14 protein-coding genes, 2 tRNA genes and 1 pseudogene are annotated in these 18,765 nt (G+C 70.6%); 13 read left to right on the forward strand and 4 right to left on the reverse strand.

Annotation, left to right across the window (positions count from 1 at the left end; genetic code table 11):
- Positions 1 to 521: 521 nt before the first annotated feature.
- From IF655_RS17630 to IF655_RS17645, 4 genes are all read left to right on the forward strand, one after another.
- Positions 522 to 4,628 (forward strand): hypothetical protein, encoded by a 4,107-nt coding sequence (locus IF655_RS17630; protein WP_242488785.1) that lies wholly within the window; start codon positions 522 to 524, stop codon positions 4,626 to 4,628.
- A 397-nt stretch (positions 4,629 to 5,025) separates the two neighbouring features.
- The gene (locus IF655_RS17635) at positions 5,026 to 5,397 is read left to right on the forward strand and encodes a hypothetical protein (RefSeq protein WP_199585767.1); all 372 of its coding nucleotides are present in this window, start codon (positions 5,026 to 5,028) and stop codon (positions 5,395 to 5,397) included.
- Between the two features lie 133 nt (positions 5,398 to 5,530).
- Positions 5,531 to 6,103 (forward strand): bifunctional DNA primase/polymerase, encoded by a 573-nt coding sequence (locus IF655_RS17640; protein WP_199585768.1) that lies wholly within the window; start codon positions 5,531 to 5,533, stop codon positions 6,101 to 6,103.
- Positions 6,094 to 6,167: transfer RNA gene (locus tag IF655_RS17645), tRNA-Lys, on the forward strand. Before IF655_RS17640 ends, IF655_RS17645 begins: the two co-directional genes overlap by 10 nt.
- A 74-nt stretch (positions 6,168 to 6,241) precedes the next feature.
- On the opposite strand, the gene IF655_RS17650 is transcribed toward IF655_RS17645, so the two are convergent.
- Entirely contained in the window at positions 6,242 to 7,456 is a 1,215-nt protein-coding gene (locus IF655_RS17650; protein WP_199585868.1) for a M6 family metalloprotease domain-containing protein, read from the reverse strand.
- Between the two features lie 375 nt (positions 7,457 to 7,831).
- Between IF655_RS17650 and IF655_RS17655 the strand changes: the two genes are divergently transcribed.
- Entirely contained in the window at positions 7,832 to 9,667 is a 1,836-nt protein-coding gene (locus tag IF655_RS17655; RefSeq protein WP_199585769.1) for a bifunctional diguanylate cyclase/phosphodiesterase, read from the forward strand.
- 27 nt (positions 9,668 to 9,694) lie between these two features.
- Here IF655_RS17655 and IF655_RS17660 read toward each other — a convergent pair whose 3' ends face one another.
- Together IF655_RS17660 and IF655_RS17665 are read right to left on the reverse strand one after the other, a co-directional pair.
- Positions 9,695 to 10,783 carry an LLM class flavin-dependent oxidoreductase gene (locus IF655_RS17660; RefSeq protein ID WP_199585770.1) on the reverse strand — a complete coding sequence of 363 codons (1,089 nt, stop codon included), beginning with the start codon at positions 10,781 to 10,783 and terminating at the stop codon, positions 9,695 to 9,697.
- A gap of 96 nt (positions 10,784 to 10,879) precedes the next feature.
- On the reverse strand, positions 10,880 to 11,542 hold the full coding sequence (locus IF655_RS17665) for a decarboxylase (RefSeq protein ID WP_199585771.1): 663 nt from the start codon (positions 11,540 to 11,542) through the stop codon (positions 10,880 to 10,882).
- Positions 11,543 to 11,791: 249 nt separating this feature from the next.
- On the opposite strand from IF655_RS17665, the gene IF655_RS17670 reads away from it, so the two are divergent.
- The 7 genes from IF655_RS17670 (at position 11,792) to IF655_RS17700 (ending at position 17,010) form a co-directional block, all read left to right on the forward strand.
- Positions 11,792 to 12,748 carry a D-2-hydroxyacid dehydrogenase gene (locus IF655_RS17670; RefSeq protein ID WP_199585772.1) on the forward strand — a complete coding sequence of 319 codons (957 nt, stop codon included), beginning with the start codon at positions 11,792 to 11,794 and terminating at the stop codon, positions 12,746 to 12,748.
- Between the two features lie 54 nt (positions 12,749 to 12,802).
- Complete coding sequence (ehuB, locus tag IF655_RS17675) at positions 12,803 to 13,723, forward strand: ectoine/hydroxyectoine ABC transporter substrate-binding protein EhuB (RefSeq protein WP_199585773.1); 921 nt, start codon at positions 12,803 to 12,805, stop codon at positions 13,721 to 13,723.
- Positions 13,720 to 14,448 (forward strand): ectoine/hydroxyectoine ABC transporter permease subunit EhuC, encoded by a 729-nt coding sequence (gene ehuC / locus IF655_RS17680; protein WP_199585774.1) that lies wholly within the window; start codon positions 13,720 to 13,722, stop codon positions 14,446 to 14,448. Before ehuB ends, ehuC begins: the two co-directional genes overlap by 4 nt.
- Entirely contained in the window at positions 14,445 to 15,095 is a 651-nt protein-coding gene (ehuD, locus tag IF655_RS17685; RefSeq protein WP_199585775.1) for an ectoine/hydroxyectoine ABC transporter permease subunit EhuD, read from the forward strand. Before ehuC ends, ehuD begins: the two co-directional genes overlap by 4 nt.
- Position 15,096: 1 nt before the next feature.
- Positions 15,097 to 15,879, forward strand: coding sequence for an ectoine/hydroxyectoine ABC transporter ATP-binding protein EhuA (gene ehuA / locus IF655_RS17690; RefSeq protein ID WP_199585869.1), 783 nt, complete (start codon positions 15,097 to 15,099; stop codon positions 15,877 to 15,879).
- Between the two features lie 211 nt (positions 15,880 to 16,090).
- Positions 16,091 to 16,849: an IclR family transcriptional regulator gene (locus tag IF655_RS17695; protein ID WP_199585776.1), complete on the forward strand. Its 759-nt coding sequence runs from the start codon at positions 16,091 to 16,093 to the stop codon at positions 16,847 to 16,849.
- 87 nt (positions 16,850 to 16,936) lie between these two features.
- Positions 16,937 to 17,010 (forward strand) — tRNA-Lys (locus IF655_RS17700).
- A gap of 65 nt (positions 17,011 to 17,075) precedes the next feature.
- On the opposite strand, the pseudogene IF655_RS17705 reads toward IF655_RS17700, so the two are convergent.
- Positions 17,076 to 17,414 (reverse strand): annotated as a pseudogene (locus IF655_RS17705) (GNAT family N-acetyltransferase); the annotation flags it as partial.
- Positions 17,415 to 17,514: 100 nt separating this feature from the next.
- Between IF655_RS17705 and IF655_RS17710 the strand changes: the two are divergent.
- Positions 17,515 to 18,729: a helix-turn-helix domain-containing protein gene (locus IF655_RS17710; protein WP_199585778.1), complete on the forward strand. Its 1,215-nt coding sequence runs from the start codon at positions 17,515 to 17,517 to the stop codon at positions 18,727 to 18,729.
- The last annotated feature ends 36 nt before the right edge of the window (positions 18,730 to 18,765 follow it).

Here is an 18,765-nt window from a genome sequence, read left to right on the forward strand (position 1 = left end):
GACGAGGATCAGCCAGAGTCGAGCGGACGTTTTCCGCCTGACGAGCCTCTCCACACCCCGCCCGAATCTCGCCCATTCACCCACTTTAGAATCCCATCCCCTAGTGAAGGCATGGTGAAGCTAGCAAGTAGTTGCAGGTAAGTCCGCATACACACGATCAAGACTGCTCCACGGGCACGCCAAGATCACAAAGGATCTCCCAACTTTCCGACCACCTTCAATTCCCGTGTTATTTAGGGCGATGCTTGAAATCAGAGATGTCTGCCGTTGCATCTCTTAGGGAAGAAATGTCCGGTTGTTCTTCGTTCACTTTGAGCCGGTCGGATTCGATGCAAAACACTGCTTGTCCGATGCATGGATGCGCCGGTAGCGTCCTCTCGCCTTGGGTTGACATCGTCAGAACACGTTTTTCTGGGGGGAATCAGGTGCCCGAACAGCCCCGCCGTCGTTCCATGCGAAGAGAGCGGCGAATACGGCCGCGATTCCGGACCGCTGCCATCGCGCTCGCTCTCCTGCTGCCCTTGTCCGCCACCGGCCCGGCGGCGCAACCCGCCGTGGCCGACGCGGGCTCCGGTACGCAGGGCTCGGCCACGCCCCCCGGGACCAAGCCCGCGCCGACGCTGCCCGAGGCCGACCCGGACGGGCCGCTGGGCACCACGCGCCCGGGCGACACCTCGGGGCTGTCGAAGGATCAGCAAGCGGCGCTGGCCACAGCCCAGAGCAAGGCAGCTTCCACAGGAAGCCCGGCCCAAGTTGACGCACTGACCACGGAAACCGCCGCGGTCCAGGCCAACCCGTCGGGCACCGTCACCTGGACCACCAGTCTCATGCCCCAGCGAGTCCGCCAGGACGGTTCCTGGGTGCCGGTCGACGCCACGCTCCGGCAGAACACCGACGGCAGCTACAGCCCCAAGGCCGCATCCGAACCACTGACCTTCTCGGGCGGCGGCACCGGCGCGCTGGTCTCCATGACCAGCGGCAAGGCTCAACTGTCCTTCTCCTGGCCCCAGGAGTTGCCGCAGCCGACCGTGTCCGGCGCCACGATCACCTACCCCGACGTCCTCGACGACGTGGATCTGCGACTGACCGCCAACCCCCTGGGCGGTTTCTCGGAACTGATCGTCGTCAAGACCGCGGCGGCGGCCGCGAATCCGGCTCTCGACACCCTGAAACTAACCACGCACGCCGTCGGTGTGAAGGTGTCCGACGACGGTCACGACAACCTCGAAGCAGCCACTCCGGCGGGGCAGGTGATGTTCAGCGCCCCTCAGCCGGTGATGTGGGACTCCACCACCGGCGGCATGACGACTGAACTCGTCAGCACCAGCTCGCACACGGAGGCCACGGGGTCCCCGGACGGCACCACCGACGACGGAACTCCCGGCATCGGCGCCAAGGTCGCCCGTGTCGCCGACGACGTCACCGGCTCAACCCTCTCACTGACTCCGGATCAGAAACTGCTCACCGGTTCGAGCACCCAATACCCCGTCTACATCGATCCCACCTGGAACCCGCACTACGCCTCCGGCGGCAAACAGCACTACATCGAGACCCAGCAGGGGTGCCCGTCGGCGAAGAACTACGACTCGACCCAGTACGGCGACCCCGGGGTCGGCTACAACGCCTGGTCCGGATGCATCGGCCTCGAGCGCTCGTACTTCCAGCTCGGCATCCCTTCGGCCGTCTGGAGCACCCACATCGTCTCCGCCACGGTGGATGCCAAGGAGAACTACTCGGCCAGCTGCAGCCTCTCCTCGGACATCAAGCTCTACCTGTCCGGCTCCATCAGCTCGAAGACCACGTGGAACAACAAGCCGTCCCTGTCCAGCCTCCTGGCCACCAAGAGCTTCGGCCCGGCCTGCACCAGTGAGCCCTCCGGCGGTTTCTCGGTGACCTCCGCCATCGCGAAGAAGGCGGCCGCTCACGACTCCAGCTGGACCTTCGCCCTGGTCAACAGCCATGACGACAGCGGCGACGGCGACTACTTCAAGCGCTTCGCCAACAACCCCTCGATGTCCATCGAGTACAACCACGTACCCGGCAAACCGGCGAGTCTGGCCGCCAAGTTCGGTACACACTCGGTCGGCTGCGGCACGTCCACCCCGTACCCGGTCATCGGCAAGACGCTCATCACCACGCCCCCCACCCTCAATGCCACCGTCAGCGACGGGGACAAGGACGATCTGGCCGCGACCTACAAGTACTGGGGCAACAGCGGTTCGGCCACCACGACCACCAGCGCCACCGTCGCCAGTGGGGCCAACGCTCCCAAACAACTGTCCGCCGGCTTCATGAGCGGGCTGAAGAGCGGCGACACCGTTGGCTGGAACGTCACGTCCAGCGACGGCAAGGACACCAGCGCGGCCTCGTCCAGCTGCCACTTCACCGTCGACCTCACCGCTCCCGCACCACCGACGGTCACGAACACCGACGGTCTCTACCCCGAGGACACGGCGGGCATCACGGGCGCGGGGGTCTCGGGCAAGTTCAAGTTCAGCACCGACAGCGCGACCAAGTTCCTGTACAACCTGGACGCCAGCCCGCCCACCTCGAACACGCCGAGCGCCGAGACGGTCACGGCCTCGGGCAACGCCGCGACGATCACGCTCACTCCCACCGCGCCGGGAACGCACACGCTGTACGTGTACGCCATCGACTCGGCAGGCAACGTCTCCGCTCAGGAGCAGTACCAGTTCACGGCATTGGGTCACGCCGGAAAGACGTACGCCGGCCTCAAGGACGCCTTCAACAACACCGCGGTCACGGACGACCACGCCCAGGACGCGGCAGATGCCGACGGCGTCGGCGCAACCGTGTCCCTCCAGGATCTCAAGGCCGCGGGATGGCAGCCCAACGGCAAGATCACCGTGGACGGCGCCACCTTCACACTGCCCAACTTCGGTTCCGCCTCCGGCGACAACGTGATGGCCGCCAACCAGACAATCCAGATGAACGGCAGCGGCCGGGCGCTGGTCTTCCTCGGCTTCTCCACCTACGGCTTCGTCGCCTCGCAGCGCGATGACGACGACTTCACCAGTCCCGTCGTACCCGACGGCACCTCCGTCGGCGACGGCGAATGCACCCTCGGCAACGGTCAGTACGAGGACTGCCAGGCGGGCGGCCCCAGCGGTGCGATCACCTACGCGGACGGCAGTGATCCGCAGACGTATCACCTCAACGTCCCCGACTGGGTGTACGGCTCCAACTCCCTTGCCGCCGTCACCCTCCCGCACCGCAACCACACCAACGGTTCCCAGGAGACCCGCAGCGCGAACATCTACGCCTTCGCCGTCCCCCTCAAGGCAGGCGCTCCCATCAGTTCGGTAACGCTCCCGGACCTGACGGATGCCGCACGCAAGTACGTGCCTGGTCTGCACATCATGGGCCTGGCCATCCGAGACACCGGCACGGCGCCCGGCGGCAGCAAGTGGACCGGCGCCTGGAGCTCCCCCGACGAGGGTGCCTTCAACTACGAGAGCACCGACTACAAGGACCAGACCTTCCGCATCGCCGCCACCCCGAGCGTGAGCGGATCGCATGTCCGCATCCGTCTGTCGAACGCTCTCGGCCGCACACCGCTGACCATCGACCACACCACGATCGCCACCCAGTCCTCCGGTGCCGCCCCGACCGCGGTGCCCACTGACCTCACCTTCAACTCGGGCAGCCGAAGCGTCACCATTCCCGTCGGGGGTGAGGTCTACAGCGACCCGATCGGCTTCGCCGCGAGCGCCGGCGTACCCGTCCTGATCAGCCTGCATCTCTCCAACAACGTGCCCTATCTCGTGCAGCACAGCTGGGCCGGCTCGGCCACCGAGTACGTCAGCGCCGTCGGCGCCGGGGACCACACCGCCGACACCGGCACCGGTGCCTTCACCGGCACGGGGACGTTCTGGGGCTGGTTCACCAACGTCCTCACCGGGATCGACGTCACCACCAGCGGCGATCAGCCCACCGTCGCCGTACTCGGCGACCAGCTCGTAGACGCCTTCGCCGACGGCACCACCCCGGGGCTGAGCACCCCCCGTCTCGCCGACGACCTCGCCACCGCCCTTCAGAACAACGATCAGGGCGTTCCCGACTACGGCGTCGTCGCGTCCGGCATCGAAAACAACCGTCTCGCCGCCGACCAGAGCGACCGGGGCGGCCCGGCCGTACTGACCCGTCTCGACCGTGACGTTCTCGACCTGCCCGGCATCACCACCGTGGTCGTCGACGAGGGCCTGAAGGACATCGTGGCGGGCACCGACGACACCACCCTGGAGGAGTCGTACGGGCTCCTGCGCGACCAGCTCAAGGCGTGGGGCCTCAAGACGGTCTTCACCACCCTCACCCCGTGCGACGGCTATGCCCCCTGCACCGCCGCCGTCGACGGCAACAGGGGCGACGCCAACACCTGGATCACCGATCAGGTCGACTTCACGACGCCCACCGTGAGCTATGTCGACGCGGAGTCGGCCGTGGCGGTCCCGGACCCGGCGAGCACCACGGACCCACCCTCCCTCAAGCTGAACAGCGACCCGGCCCCCTTCGACTCGGACACCGGAGACCACGTCAACCTCACGTCGGACGGCTACAAGGCCATCAGCGACAGCTTCGACCTGACCACCCTCGGGCCCGACATGTAGGCAAGCACAGTCCATGACGGGGGCCGAGCTGAACGCGCTCCTGGAACGGGCCGAGGCGGAGCTCGAAAGAACTCTGGCTTCGGGTGAACTCACTCGTCCGCAGGCGCGGGGCGGCCGATGTCTGTCGTTCCAGGCATGCGCGTCAGTCCCGAGGGAATCGATCCCAAGGCAGAGAGGGGGGAAGCCCACGGCATCACGCTGAACGCGGGCGCCTTCGACGGATCACCTTTGTTCCACTGAGTCATCGCGGTGGCGCACATGACCGAGCTCGAAGGAGGCGCCGCGACAAGCGTCCGGCGCGACCGCGCGATGACCGCCGCGCCCTTGCGTGCATACGGGACAATGGACGGTGGCCCACCCCGAGGGGGGCCGGAAACGTAGAGGAGGAGATGTGGACATGGCGGAGCCCACGCCGCGTCGGAACGAACCGCGGCTACGCCCCGCGCCCCTGCTCTTCGAGCCCGCCGAGGCGGCGGCAGACCCGGAGCACTTCTTCGACCTGGAGTCGATCGAGGACCCGAGGACGCTGCTGACCCGGGCGACGGAGCTGACCCAGGCGTTCCGCGCGGCGGCCGACCGCGCGATGGAGTTCCAGGCGATCGCGGCGGCGCAGCTCGCCGACCCGCGCCGGTTCGACCGGCTGACCTCGGCGGACCTCGCCGAGCGCGCGGAGTGGACCGAGGACTATGCCCGGAGAATGGTGGAGTTCGGGCGGGATCTGATGCGCGGGGCGGAGACGGAGGGGCGTACGCCCGTCGACCCGCGCTGACGCCGCCGACGCCATCCGTGTCCGACCCGTCTGGCATATGCCGAGCGGGCAAGATACCCCCTCCCGCACCGCCCTGTCCCTATTTTCCGCAACCCAGGGGAAGCGGATGCTCACCGGCGGTAGACCTGTCGGTATGAGCAGCGCACCGAACGTCACCGCAGCCACCGCCGACGGCGCCGCCTGGCTCGCCTCCGCCGGAACGTATCCGCGCAGCACGCTCGCCCTGTGGGAGGAGCGTCCGGGCGCCCCGGTGGTGCTGCCCTGCGGGAGCGTCTTCGACGTGGTGAGCGCCCCGGCGATCTTCGGCCGGCGGATGCTGGACCGGCTGTGGGGCGAGGGTCCGGGTTCGGGTCCGGTCGCGGTGCACCGGGGACGGACGCTGCTGTTCACCGCGCCGGGCACGGCTCAGCGGCTGCCCTCCCTGCTGACCTGGGAGGAGTGGGGTCCGCGCACCCACGCCGTACCGCCGCTGCTGTGTCACGGCACCGGGGACGCGGTGACCGTCCCGGCGCTGTACGGCGAGGACCCCGCGGGCCCGGCGGGCTCGCGCTGGCTGGTCGCGCCGGACACCCGGCAGCCGTGGCTGCCGGGACCCGAGGTGGTGCTCTGGGCGGCGGTCCGGGCGGCCCGCGCGGCGGTGCGGATATCGATTTTTCCTCCCGCCGACCAGGATGCTAAGGTCTACGACGTCAGCAGGCGCCGCTAGCTCAGTTGGTTAGAGCAGCTGACTCTTAATCAGCGGGTCCGGGGTTCGAGTCCCTGGCGGCGCACAGACAACGGTCAGGCCCCTCGCGCGAGCGGGGGGCCTGACCGCGTTCCGGCATCCCTTGCGCGGACCTGTCCCTCACCCTGTCACGCCCGGCGTGATGGAGACCGTCCACGCCCCGGACGCCGTCCGCTCCTCCACCTCCACCTTCACGCCGTCCCCCGGCACGGTGAAGCTCTCCCCCGCCGTGAGCGGGGCGTCGGCGAGCGGCGGGTAGACGGAGTTCTCCCAGCAGGCCGAGCTGTGCGGATGGGTGTCGATCACCTGGACGGGTCCGTCGCCGGACTCGGCGCGGGAGCGGACGCGGTAGACGAGGACGCCCTCCCGGCAGCCGGAGTCGTCGTTCCCGGCGGAGGCGCGCGCCTCGAAGGCGAGCGCGCTGTCCGGTCCGGTGCGCACGACCGCGAGCTTCGTACCGCGCCCGAGCCCGAAGGCGGGGGCTCCCGCCGCACCCGGCACCGTCACCCCGGGTCCTGCCTCCAGCGGCTCCAGCGTGAGCCGGGTCGGACCGGTGCCCCGTACGCAGGTCACCTGGCGCGGGCCGAGCCAGCCCAGCCGCCACTTGTGCCAGGCGAACAGGTCGGGGGAGAGACCGAACTGGCTGCCCATCAGGTCCCAGTCACCCACATAGGTGTCCCAGTCGCCCTTGTTGTCCAGCGGGCGGTGGTAGAGGTCGGGCAGGTCGAAGACGTGGCCGGTCTCGTGGGCGAGGACCAGCCGGTCCGGCGGATGCTGCTCGAAGACGGTGACGACCCGGCGTACGTCCTTGCCGTCCAGCCGGACGGGCGTGTCCAGGTTGACGACCTTCGTCGCGTCCGAGTCCACGCCGGGCGCGTCCGGGTCGGCGACGAGGTAGACGACGTCGTAGCGGGAGAAGTCCACCGCCTTGTCGGCGACGGTGAACGCGTCGCGCAGATAGGCGGACCGGTCGGCGGCGGCCCAGTCGCGCTTCATGGCGTACGACGTGGAGGGGCGCGGCATCCGCAGCCAGCGGTTCACGGGGTGCGGGCGCAGGGTGAAGCGGCCGTAGGAGGCGCGGGTGTAGAAGTCGCTGGTCTCCGGGAAGTGGTCGGCCGTCAACTGCGCCGGAGTGGTGCGCGGGACGGCGTCCGGGAAGGACAGGAAGACCAGGACGGCGTTCCGGGTGCCGAGGGGGCGGGCGTAGGCGGGGTTCCAGGTGTCCGCGCCCTCCGAGTGGTGGGCGGTGGTGCGGTGCAGGGCGCAGGGCGCGGTGGAGAAGGGTTCGGCGACGGAGGGACCGCCGAGGATCGAGGTCGCGGCGAGCGCCGACATCGTGGTGGCCACGGCGGCGGCACTGCGCAGCTTGGGCACGGACAGACCTCCGGACGCGGTTCAGGGGACACCGAATCCAGCCTGTGGCGGTTTGTCAGAAGATGCCCTGTTTATCTGAACCGGAAGGGTGAGTGCGCCCGTTCGTGCGCCGGTGTGCACCGGCGGACGACACCCCGAATCACTCACGCAACGTCACAACCGGTCGGAGCCCTGAAGAACCCGTCCAGGTGCGAGCAGAAACGATCTGTCGGAACGTGGGGTCCGCCGGGGACACTGAAGACCGGCTGGAAGGCCCCGGTACCAGCCTCTATGATCGGCACACTTTCCGGCACGGACAACGACGGACAACGATCGAGTGCACTGCGGGAGCGAGCGGTGAGCGGAACGTCCGAAGGGCCGACGCCCGCGGCAGACCTCGACCGGTCAGCCGTCACAGACAGTGACTACATGACCTATCGGCGCGTCTTCGCGGCCGCCCCGCTCGCCATGGCCCTCGTGGACGGCGACGGGCTCGTGGTCAGCGCGAACACCGCCCTGGGCCGCCTTCTCGGCACCGACGCGGAGACCCTGACGGGCCGTCCGGCAGCCGATCTGACCGGCCTGACCACCGACGCCCGCGCCTGGCACGCCTACCGCGAGGTGCTGCGCGGGCGCCGCGCCCGGCTGCGCTGCACCCGGCGCCTGAAACACCCCGACGGCACGGCGGTGTGGGCGCGGATCACCGTCGCCCCGCTGGCCGACGGCCGTCCGGGTGTCCTGCTGTCGCTCACCGACATCAGCGCCCGCCGCGAACTCCAGGCCCGGATACGGCATCTGCGGATGCACGACCCGGTGACCCGGCTGCCCAACCGCACGCTGTTCTTCGAGCGGCTGTCGGCGGCGCTGGAGACCGAGCCCGGCGAGTCGGGCGGCACCGGGCGGATCGGGCTGTGCCATCTGGACATCGACGGTTTCAAGGCGGTCAACGACACCCACGGCCACCGCGTCGGCGACCGGCTGCTCGCCGCCGTGGCCGAGCGGCTGACCCGGGTGGCCACCGAGTGCGGCCAGGGGCGCGCCGGTACGCCGCTGGTGGCGCGGCTCGGCGGCGACGAGTTCGCGCTGCTCGTGGAGGACTCCACCGGCACCGACCAGCTCTCCGACCTCGCCAGGTCCGCGCTGAACGCCTTGGAGGAGCCCTTCGACCTGGGCGGTCGGCGGCTGAACCTGACCGCCTCCGTCGGCGTCGTCGAACGGCACGCCGCCGGGACCACCGCGACCGGTCTGATGCAGGCGGCCGACACCACGCTGTACTGGGCGAAGACCGACGGCAAGGCGCGCTGGACCCTGTTCGACCCCGAGCGCAACGCGCACCTCATGACCCGTCAGGCGCTCACCTCCGCGCTGCGCCCCGCCATCGAGCGCGGCGAGTTCGCCCTGGAGTACCAGCCACTGGTCGGCATGGAGGACGGCTCGCTCAGCGGAGTGGAGGCGCTGATCCGCTGGCACCACCCGCAGTTCGGCACCCTGACGCCGAATCGGTTCATCGGTCTGGCCGAGGAGGACGGCTCGATCGTGCCGCTCGGCCGCTGGGCGCTGGCCACCGCCTGCCGCCAGGCCAGGCAGTGGCAGCTCGACCATCCGGGCGAGCCGCCCATCTTCGTCAGCGTGAACGTCGCCGTGCGCCAGGTGTGGGACTCCGACCTGGTCACGGACGTGGCGACGGTCCTCGCCGAGACCGGTCTCGCCCCGCATCTGCTCCAGTTGGAGCTGACCGAGTCCGCCGTGATGGGTTCGGCCGGACGGCCCATCCAGGCGCTCCAGGCGCTCAGTGACATGGGCGTGCGCATCGCCATCGACGACTTCGGCACCGGCTACTCGAACCTCGCCTACCTCAGCCGACTGCCGGTGTCCGTGCTCAAGCTGGACGGCTCCTTCGTGCGCGGCTTCCAGTACGAGGGCGAGCGCGACACCTCGGCCACGCCCGCCAACCCCGCCGACGAGGTGATCGTGGAGGCGATGATCCAGCTCGCGCACCGGCTCGGGCTGACCGTCACCGCCGAGTGCGTGGAGACCTCGGCGCAGGCGACGAGGCTGCGCAGGATCGGCTGCGACACCGGGCAGGGCTGGCTCTACTCCCGCCCGGTGCCGCCGGAGGGCATCTCCGAGCTGCTCGGGGTGCGGTCCTGTGCGGCGGGACCGTCGCACGCCGCCCCGCCGCTCGGCACGTAGGAGCGCCTGCGCGGCGGGCAGGGGTTCCTACGCGGTCGGCAGACCGTAGGCGTCCGCGATCAGTTCGTAGGAGCGCAGGCGCAGCTCGCCGCGGTGGGCGTGGGTGGTGAGCATCAGTTCGTCGGCGCCGGTGCGCTTGTGCAGGTCGTCCAGACCCGCGCGGACCTCCTCGGCGCCGCCGTGCACGATGTTCTTCGTCCAGGAGGACGCGAAGTCCTCCTCCATCGGGCTGAACTCGTGCTTCGCCGCCTCCTCCGGGTCCGGGAAGAGCCCGGGGCGCCCGGTGCGCAGCCGGACCATGTTCAGCGCCGCCGCCCGCACCTGACGTGCCGCCTCGCGCTCGTCGTCCGTGGCCAGCGCGGAGACGCCGATGAGGGCGTACGGCTCGGCGAGCACGGCGGAGGGGCGGAAGGTCTCCCGGTACAGGTCGAGCGCCGGGATGGTGTTGTGCGCCGAGAAGTGGTGCGCGAAGGCGAAGGGCAGACCGAGCATTCCGGCGAGCTGCGCGCTGAAGCCGGAGGAGCCGAGCAGCCAGATCGGCGGGCGGTGCGGAGACTGCACCCCGCCGGGGCTGGTGGACTGCACCGGTCCGGGTACGGCGTGGATACGGGCGTAGGGGTGGCCGTCGGGGAAGTCGTCGTCCAGGAAGCGGGTCAGCTCGGACAGTTGCTGCGGGAAGTCGTCGGCGCCCTCGTGCAGGGTGTCGCTGCGGCGCAGCGCGGCGGCGGTCGCCCCGTCGGTGCCGGGGGCGCGACCGAGACCGAGGTCGATCCGGCCCGGCGCGAGCGCCTCCAGGGTGCCGAACTGCTCCGCGATGACCAGCGGGGCGTGGTTGGGCAGCATGACGCCGCCCGAACCGAGCCGGATGCGCTCGGTGTGGGCGGCGAGGTGGGCGAGGATCACCGCGGGCGAGGAGGAGGCGACGCCCGGCATGGAGTGGTGCTCGGCGACCCAGAAGCGGTGGAAACCGCGCCCCTCGGTGAACCGGGCCAGGTCCGCGCTGGTGCGCAGCGCGTCGGTGGCGGTGCTGCCCGCGCCGACGGTGACCAGGTCCAGTACGGAGAGGGGGACGGGGGCGGTGCCGAGGGCGGCGCCCCGGATCTCGTCTGCCGACACGGTGGGTGCCTCCTGCTGTCCGGCGTGGCTGTCCTGCCACGGGCCAACAGGAGACGGTCCCCGTTTATTTCCCGCCCCGCCCCCGGTCTCCCGCTGTCACAGCTCCGAGGCGGGGGTGCGGGTGAACAGGGCGCCCAGGTCGGGGGCGTGCACCCGGCGCTCGGCCAGCCGCAGTCCCTCCCACACGGTGACCTGGCTCGCAGTGAGCACCGGCTTGCCGACCGCCTTCTCCAGCGCGGGCACCTGCGCGGCTGCCTCCAGGGCGGGGTCGGTGAGCAGCACGGCTTCGGCGTCCGGGGTGTCGGCAGCGGTCACGAGCGCGAGCAGGGCGTCCTCGTCGCCGCCGGACTCGGCGGTGTGGGTGCCGGTCACCTCCAGCCCGCCCGCGCGCAGGAAGCCGCGCAGCCGGGCGGTGTCCTCGTGGGTGCCCGCGGGCGCCGCCACCGCGACGCGGGTCGCGCCGAGGTCGCGGGCGGCGTTGACGAAGGCGAGCGCGGTGGAGGAGGCGGGCATCCCGGTCTGCCGGGCCAGCTCCTCCACCCGGTTGGCCTCGTCCTCCGCGTCGTGCGTGAAGCCCTCCCCCGTACGCACCACCGCGTCGGCTCCGGACAGCCGCAGCTCCTCCGCGGCGCCCGTGATCCCGGCGCCCGGGTCGAGGCGTACGAGGTCCACCCGGACGTCGCTGCCGAGGAGCTGCTCGATGCGGGGGTAGTCGTCCTCGCCCCGGTGGTCCGTGCAGAGCAGTCCGAGTGCGGTCATGTCGGCCCTTCCGTCGGGTTCGTGTGCGGGCCGGGTCCTGTGCGGGTCCGGCCGTCGGCGCGCCGCCCCGGTTGCCGGGCGGCGCCTCCCGGTCACGTACCCCGTCGGAGCCGAACCCATGGGGTGAAGGGCGCCACCGTCCCCGCGTGGCCGAGCGGGCCGTGGTCGTTGACGGGGTCCGGTGGGCGTGCCAACGTGGTCGGTCCGCCAGTGCCGGACGCTCCGCGCGCCCCCGGACCCGGGAGGCCGATGCACATTCCGACCCGTCCCACCCTGCTGGTCCTCGACACCGATCCGCCGCCCCGCCTTGGCAGGCTCACCGGCCGGGTCCGTGTGCTGCGCACCGACGCCGCCGGACTCGCCGGGCGGCTGCCCGAGGCGGATGTGCTGCTGGTGTGGGACTTCGCCTCCACCGCCGTCCGCGCGGCGTGGCCGGGGGACGGTCCGCGCCCGGTGTGGGTGCACACGGCGAGCGCGGGCGTGGACCATCTGCTGTGCCCGGAGCTGGCGGCGAGCGAGACGGTGGTGACCAACGCGCGCGGGGTGTTCGAGCAGCCGGTCGCGGAGTACGTGGCGGCGCTGGTGCTGGCCGTCGCCAAGGACCTGCCGGGGACGGTGGAGTTCCAGCGGCGGCGCGAGTGGCGGCACCGCGAGACGCGGCGGGTCGCGGGCACCCGGGCGTGCGTGGTCGGCTCGGGACCGATCGGCCGGGCGATCGCCCGCACCCTGAAGGCGCTCGGGGTGACCCCGGCGCTGGTGGGCCGGGTGCCCAGGACCGGGGTGCACGGACCGGCCGACCTGGACCGGCTGATCGCCCGCGCGGACTGGGTGATCGCGGCGGCGCCGCTGACCGAGAAGACGTACCGCATGTTCGACACGCGCCGGTTCGGGGTCATGCAGCCCTCGGCGGTGTTCGTGAACGTCGGCCGGGGCGATCTGGTCGACGAGGACGCGCTCGCCGGGGCGCTGCGCGACCGGTGGATCGCGGGCGCCGCCCTGGACGTGTTCGCCGCCGAACCCCTGCCCGCCGACAGCCCGTTGTGGCACGCGCCGGGGCTGCTCGTCTCTCCGCACATGGCCGGTGACACGGTCGGCTGGCGCGACGAACTGGGCATGCAGTTCGTGGAGTTGTACGAGCGCTGGGCGGCGGGCCGGCCGCTGGTCAACGTGGTGGACAAGAAGCGGGGGTACGTCCCCGGCCACTGATCTCGTCCTGAACCGGCGGGCATACACCGTGATCGGCTGGGTAGCGGCGCCGCCATGGCTTCTCCACCAGGCAACGGCAGAGACGGAATCCGGCCACACCTGCGCAGACGCTCGCTGCTGCTCGGCGCGACGGCGCTCGGCGGGCTCGGCGGGCTCGGCGCGGCGGGCTGCACCCGGGTGGCTCCGGCGGCGGGCACGCGGGGCGGTGAACTGCTCGACCGGCTGCGGGCGCAGGGCGTCGTACGGCTCGGGATCGCCGGGGAGGTGCCCTTCGGGTACATCGACCGGCAGGGGCGGCTGACGGGCGAGGCGCCCGAGCTGGCCCGGGTGATCTTCAAGCGGCTCGGGGTGGACGCGGTGCAGCCCGTGCCGACCGAGTTCGGCTCGCTCATCCCGGGTCTGAACTCCCAGCAGTTCGACGTGGTCGCGGCGGGGATGTACGTCAACGCCGAGCGCTGTGCGCAGGTCATCTTCGCCGACCCGGACTACCAGATGCTGGACTCCTTCGTCGTCCGCAAGGGCAACCCGAAGGGTCTGCGCTCGTACAAGGACGTGGTGGCGAAGAAGGCGAGGTTCGCGACCGGCACCGGGTACGCCCAGATCCAGCACGCCGTGGACGCGGGCTACAAGGAGAGCGACATCCTGATCGTGCCCGACCAGGTGGCCGGGCTGAACGCGGTCGAGGCGGGGCGGGTGGACGTGTTCGCCGGTACGGCGGTCACCGTCCGCCAGGTGGTGAGGAAGTCCGCGAAGACGGAGGCAATCGAGCCGTTCGCGCCCGTGGTGAAGGGTCAACGGCAGATCGACGGGGGCGCGTTCGCGTTCCGTCCCGGCGAGACGCGTCTGCGCGACGCCTTCAACACCGAGCTGCACAAGCTGAAGAAGAGCGGCGAACTGCTCCGGATTCTGCGTCCCTTCGGGTTCACCAAGGACGAGATGACGGACCTGACCGCGAAGGAGCTGTGCGGCCGATGACCTCAGGGCTCTGGATACTCGTCCTCAAGGGCGTCTGGACCACGGTCCAACTGCTCTTGTTCAGCACGGCGTTGGCGACCGTCGTCTCCTTCGCGGTCGGCGTCGCGCGCACCGGGCAGCGCTGGATCACCCGCTTCCTGGCGGGGCTGTACACCGAGGTGTTCCGCGGCACCTCGGCGCTGGTGATGATCTTCTGGGTGTTCTTCGTGCTGCCGATCGCCTTCGGCTGGCAGTTGGTCCCGCTGTGGGCGGGCACCCTGGCGCTCGGTCTCACCTACGGCGCGTACGGCGCGGAGATCGTGCGCGGCGCGCTGAACGCGGTCGACCCCGCGCAGCGCGAGGGCGGGATCGCGCTCGGGTTCACGCCCTGGCAGCGGCTGCGGCTGGTCCTGCTGCCGCAGGCGGTGCCGGAGATGATCCCCTCGTTCTGCAATCTGCTGGTCGAGCTGCTCAAGGGCACCGCGCTGGTGTCGGTGATGGGCATGGGCGATCTGACGTTCAGCGCCAATCTGGTGCGGCTCGCGCTCCAGCAGAGCGCGGAGATCTACGCGTACGTGCTGCTCATCTACTTCGTGATCGCCTTCGTCCTCACCCGGCTGATGCGCATGCTGGAGAAGCGGCTGAAGGCGGGGCTCGGCAAGGACGCGGGGACCGAGACGGCGGCGCGTGAACAAAAGCGCGCGCAGACGACCGGTGTCGCCACCGGCGGGGGTGGTGCGGCATGACCTGGGACTGGAACGCGGTCGGCGGCTTCATGCCGTACTTCTGGCAGGGGCTCCTTGTCACCCTGAAGGTGCTGGCGCTCGGTTCGCTGCTGTCCTTCACGCTGGGTCTGGTGTGGGCGCTGCTGATGCGGCTGCCCTCGCGCTGGGTGCGCTGGCCGGTGGGCACGGTCACCGAGTTCGTGCGCAACACCCCGCTGCTGGTGCAGTTGTTCTTCCTGTTCTACGTGCTGCCCGAGTGGGGGCTGACCTTCTCGGCGCTGACCACCGGTGTCGTCGCGATCGGGCTGCACTACTCGACGTACACCATGCAGGTCTACCGGGCCGGTATCGAGGCGGTGCCCGCCGGGCAGTGGGAGGCGGCCACCGCGCTGAGCCTGTCGCGGCGCCGGACCTGGACGGCGGTGATCCTGCCGCAGGCCGTGCGCCGGGTGGTGCCCGCGCTCGGCAACTACGTGATCTCCATGCTGAAGGACACACCGATGCTGATGGTGATCACCGTGCTGGAGATGCTGGGCCGCGCCCGGCTCTTCTCCCAGCAGCACTTCCAGTTCACCGAGCCGCTGACCGTGATCGGGGTGGCTTTCATCGTCCTGTCCTATCTGGCCTCCCTTCTCCTGCGAGCCCTGGAGCGACGCCTTGTCCGCTGACATCAACCCGACGGCCGCCGACCTCACCCCGGCCGGGAGCGCCCCCGGCGGCGAGCTGATCCGGCTGGCCGGGGTGAGCAAGAAGTTCGGCGAGAACACGGTCCTCGACCGGCTCGACTTCTCCGTGGACGCCGGTCGCCATGTGACCCTGATCGGTCCCTCCGGCTCGGGCAAGACCACGATCCTGCGGATGCTGATGACCCTCACCAAGCCGGACGAGGGCACGATCACCGTGGACGGCGAGGCACTCTTCCCCGCCCCGGAGAAGCAGATCCGGGAGGTGCGCAAGAAGATCGGCATGGTGTTCCAGCAGTTCAACCTGTTCCCGAACATGTCGGTGCTGCGCAACATCACCGAGGCGCCCGTCCAGGTCCTCGGCATGGACCGCGACGAGGCGGAGGCGCGGGCGCGGGAGCTTTTGGAGCTGGTCGGGCTCTCCGACAAGTGCGACGCCCGGCCCACCCGGCTCTCCGGCGGCCAGCAGCAGCGCGTGGCGATCGCGCGGGCGCTGGCGATGCGACCCCGGGTGCTGCTCCTGGACGAGGTGACCAGCGCGCTCGACCCCGAGCTGGTCGCGGGCGTCCTCGACCTGCTGCGGGACATCGCGCGGGGCACCGACATCACCATGCTGTGCGTGACCCACGAGATGGGCTTCGCGCGGGACATCTCCGACCAGGTGCTGATGTTCGACCAGGGCAGGATCGTGGAGTCGGGTCCGCCGGAGAGGATTTTCAGCGATCCGGAGGAGGAGCGGACCCGGGAGTTCCTCAGCGCGGTGCTGTGAGCGCGGAGGGTGAACGCGGGAAGCCGAGGTCCAGGCGTTGGGTGATGCCTCCGGCATATGCCACAGGGTCTGCGCCGCAGCTCGGAGGGGTCCGGGAGGGGGACCGGCGAGTTTGTCAACCCCCTCCTCTCCGGGGCCCGTTGGCCGTTATCGTGGAAAACGGTCCCGACCGGACCTCGCGGCCACAAGCGAGCGAGCGCAGGGGGAAACCGTGGCGCTGAAGCACGAGCCGACCGCCCCGTACCACTCGGCCCAGGACGCGCTGCGCGTGCTGGAGTGGGTGGCGCGTCACTCCGCCGGGGTCACCGACGCCGTCCTGTCCCGCCGCACCGGCCTGGACGCCGAGCGGCTGACCGTCCTGCTGCGCATGCTGCGCCGCGAGGGGTACGTCGAGCAGCTCACCGACGGCGCCTGGATCACCGGGGACGCGCTGCGCCGGCTCACCTCGGCGCACGGCCGGGAGCGCGCGCTGCGCGAGAAAATCCAGCACGTCCTGGACCGGCTGCGCGACTCGGTGGGCGCGGCGGTCTACCTGAGCCGGTACGTGGACGGCGAGGTCCACGTCACCCAGTACGCGGCGGGACCGGCCGCCCCGGCGGTCAACGAGTGGGTGGACTTCCGCTGCTCGGCGCACGCCACGGCGGTCGGCAAGAGCCTGCTGACCCAGCTCGACCCGGGCGCCCGCCGCGACCATCTGTCCCGGCACCGGATGGCCCGCCTCACCTCGCACACGATCACCAGCGACAAACTGCTGCTGTCCCGCCTCGCCGCACAGCCGCCCACCGCACCGGTCCTGGACCTCCAGGAGTACGCGGTCGGCACGGTCTGCGCGGCCGTCCCCGTCACCGCCGGTTCCGCCGTCGGCTGCCTCGCCGTCTCCCTCCCGGTGGAACGCGCCCACCGCCTCCGCCAGGCGGCGGACACGCTCCACCGCAGCGCGGCGCCGGTACTGCTGTCGCTCGCGCTGTAGGCGCTCGGCGGGTGGTCACGAGCACCCCCGGGGACCGGGTAGTATTTTCTCTGTCGCCAGCCGCGAAGAGCGGAAGGCGAGAGTCACGCGCCGCTAGCTCAGTTGGTTAGAGCAGCTGACTCTTAATCAGCGGGTCCGGGGTTCGAGTCCCTGGCGGCGCACAGAACGAAGGCCCCTCGCGCGAGCGGGGGGCCTTCGGCGTTCTCGGAAGCCGCTCCGGTACCGGTCAGGACAGCGGCAGATCCGCGACCATCACGGCGTACACCGGGGAGTCGGGGAACGGCTGGTCCTCCCCGACTTTCCGGTAGCCCCAGGACTCGTAGAAGGCTTGGACCTTCGGGTGGGTCACGTCCACCAGCAGCGCGGCCAGGGCTTCGGCACGGGAGTCCATCAGCGCCCGGTGCAGCCGCTCGGCGGTGCCCGTCTTCCGCCACGGCGCGCGGACCATCAGCTCCGAGACGTGGAACGTCGCCGTACGCTCCGGTGCCGCCTCCAGGTGCTCCCGCCACCACTCCCGGCCCTCGGCCGCGGGAGCCCCGTAGGCGAAGCCCACTACCTCGTCGCCGTAGTGACGCAAGCGCACAGTGGAGGTCATCGGGCTTGGCTCCCTTCGGATCGGCAGGCACTTCGGCTGCCCGTGGGGTGCGGCAGCGTACGGTGGCGGCGTGGCGAACGAAGACCTGGGGAAGACGCTGCGTCGGCTGCGCCGTCTGGCCTCCCTGACGCAAGAAGAGCTGGCCGAGCGCTCCGGTGTGTCCGTCGATGTGATCCGGCAGCTTGAGCAGCGGCGGAAGCACTCGGCGCGCCTCCCCATGCTGCACGCTCTCGCCAACGGCTTGGGCGTGGAGCTGACCACACTGCTGGGCGACCCTCCGGCAGTCGCGGCAGGCGGAGAGAGCGACGGCCCGCGCTTCGTCGCTGTACGCCGGGCCGTGATGCCCTCGCTGTGGGGACCTCAGCCCGAACCGACCGGCCCGGACTTCTCCATGGAGCGGCTGCGCGAGCAGATCGCGGACGGGTGGTCGCGGTATCACGCGGCCGAGTTCGACTCCGTGATGAAGAGCCTGCCCGACCTGATCACCGACGCGCGTTCCGCCACGGTGTCCGGGAGCGACGACGACCGTAGGGCCGGTTTCGCAGCTCTGGGCAAGGCGCTCCAGCTCGCCGGACACGTCGCCGTGCGCATGGGCAAGACGGACCTTGCGCTGACGAGCCTGGAGCGGGCCATCAGCGCGGCGGAGCAATCCGCGGACCCGCTCCTGGTCCCCATGATCGTGAACTCTGTCGCCTGGACCTACCAGCGGCAAGGCCGCCTGGAAGACGCCCTGGGGATCGCCCTCCGCTCGGCCGAAGCCATCGAAAGCGGCGGGCACACCGACACGGCCGACGGGCTGAAGGTGTGGGGCGCCCTCACCATGAGCGCCGCCACGTCCGCCGCGCGGAGCGGCGACTACGAGCGTGCGGCGGAGTTGATGGCGGAAGCGGAGAAGGAAGCGGCCCGCGTCTCCAAGCTGCCTGCGGGCAGCGACAACCGCATGGTGAGCGTCTTCAGCCCGTCGTCGGTCCGCATCGAACGCGTCCGCCTCGCCGTGCAGTACGGGCACCCACAAGACGCCTTGGCGCTGGCCAAGGGGATGCGGTTGAGCAAGGACACCCCGCCGTCCTGGCGGACGTGGCTGCTGCTGGACGTGGCCCGGGCGCACACGGACACCGGGGATGCCGCAGGAGCGGTGAAAGCGCTGGAGTCCCTGCGCCGGGTGGCGCCCACATGGATGCAGCACCACACGTTGGCCGTGGCCATCGTGCGGGACCTGTGGACGCTCCCCAACCACCCGGCGGGACTGCGGCCGTTGGCGGAGTTCCTGGGAGTCGGCGAATAGCGTGCTGAAAGTGGGACGCTGCGCCCCTGTCAACGT

This window comes from Streptomyces sp. DSM 110735 (assembly GCF_016482685.1).
Lineage (GTDB): Bacteria > Actinomycetota > Actinomycetes > Streptomycetales > Streptomycetaceae > Streptomyces.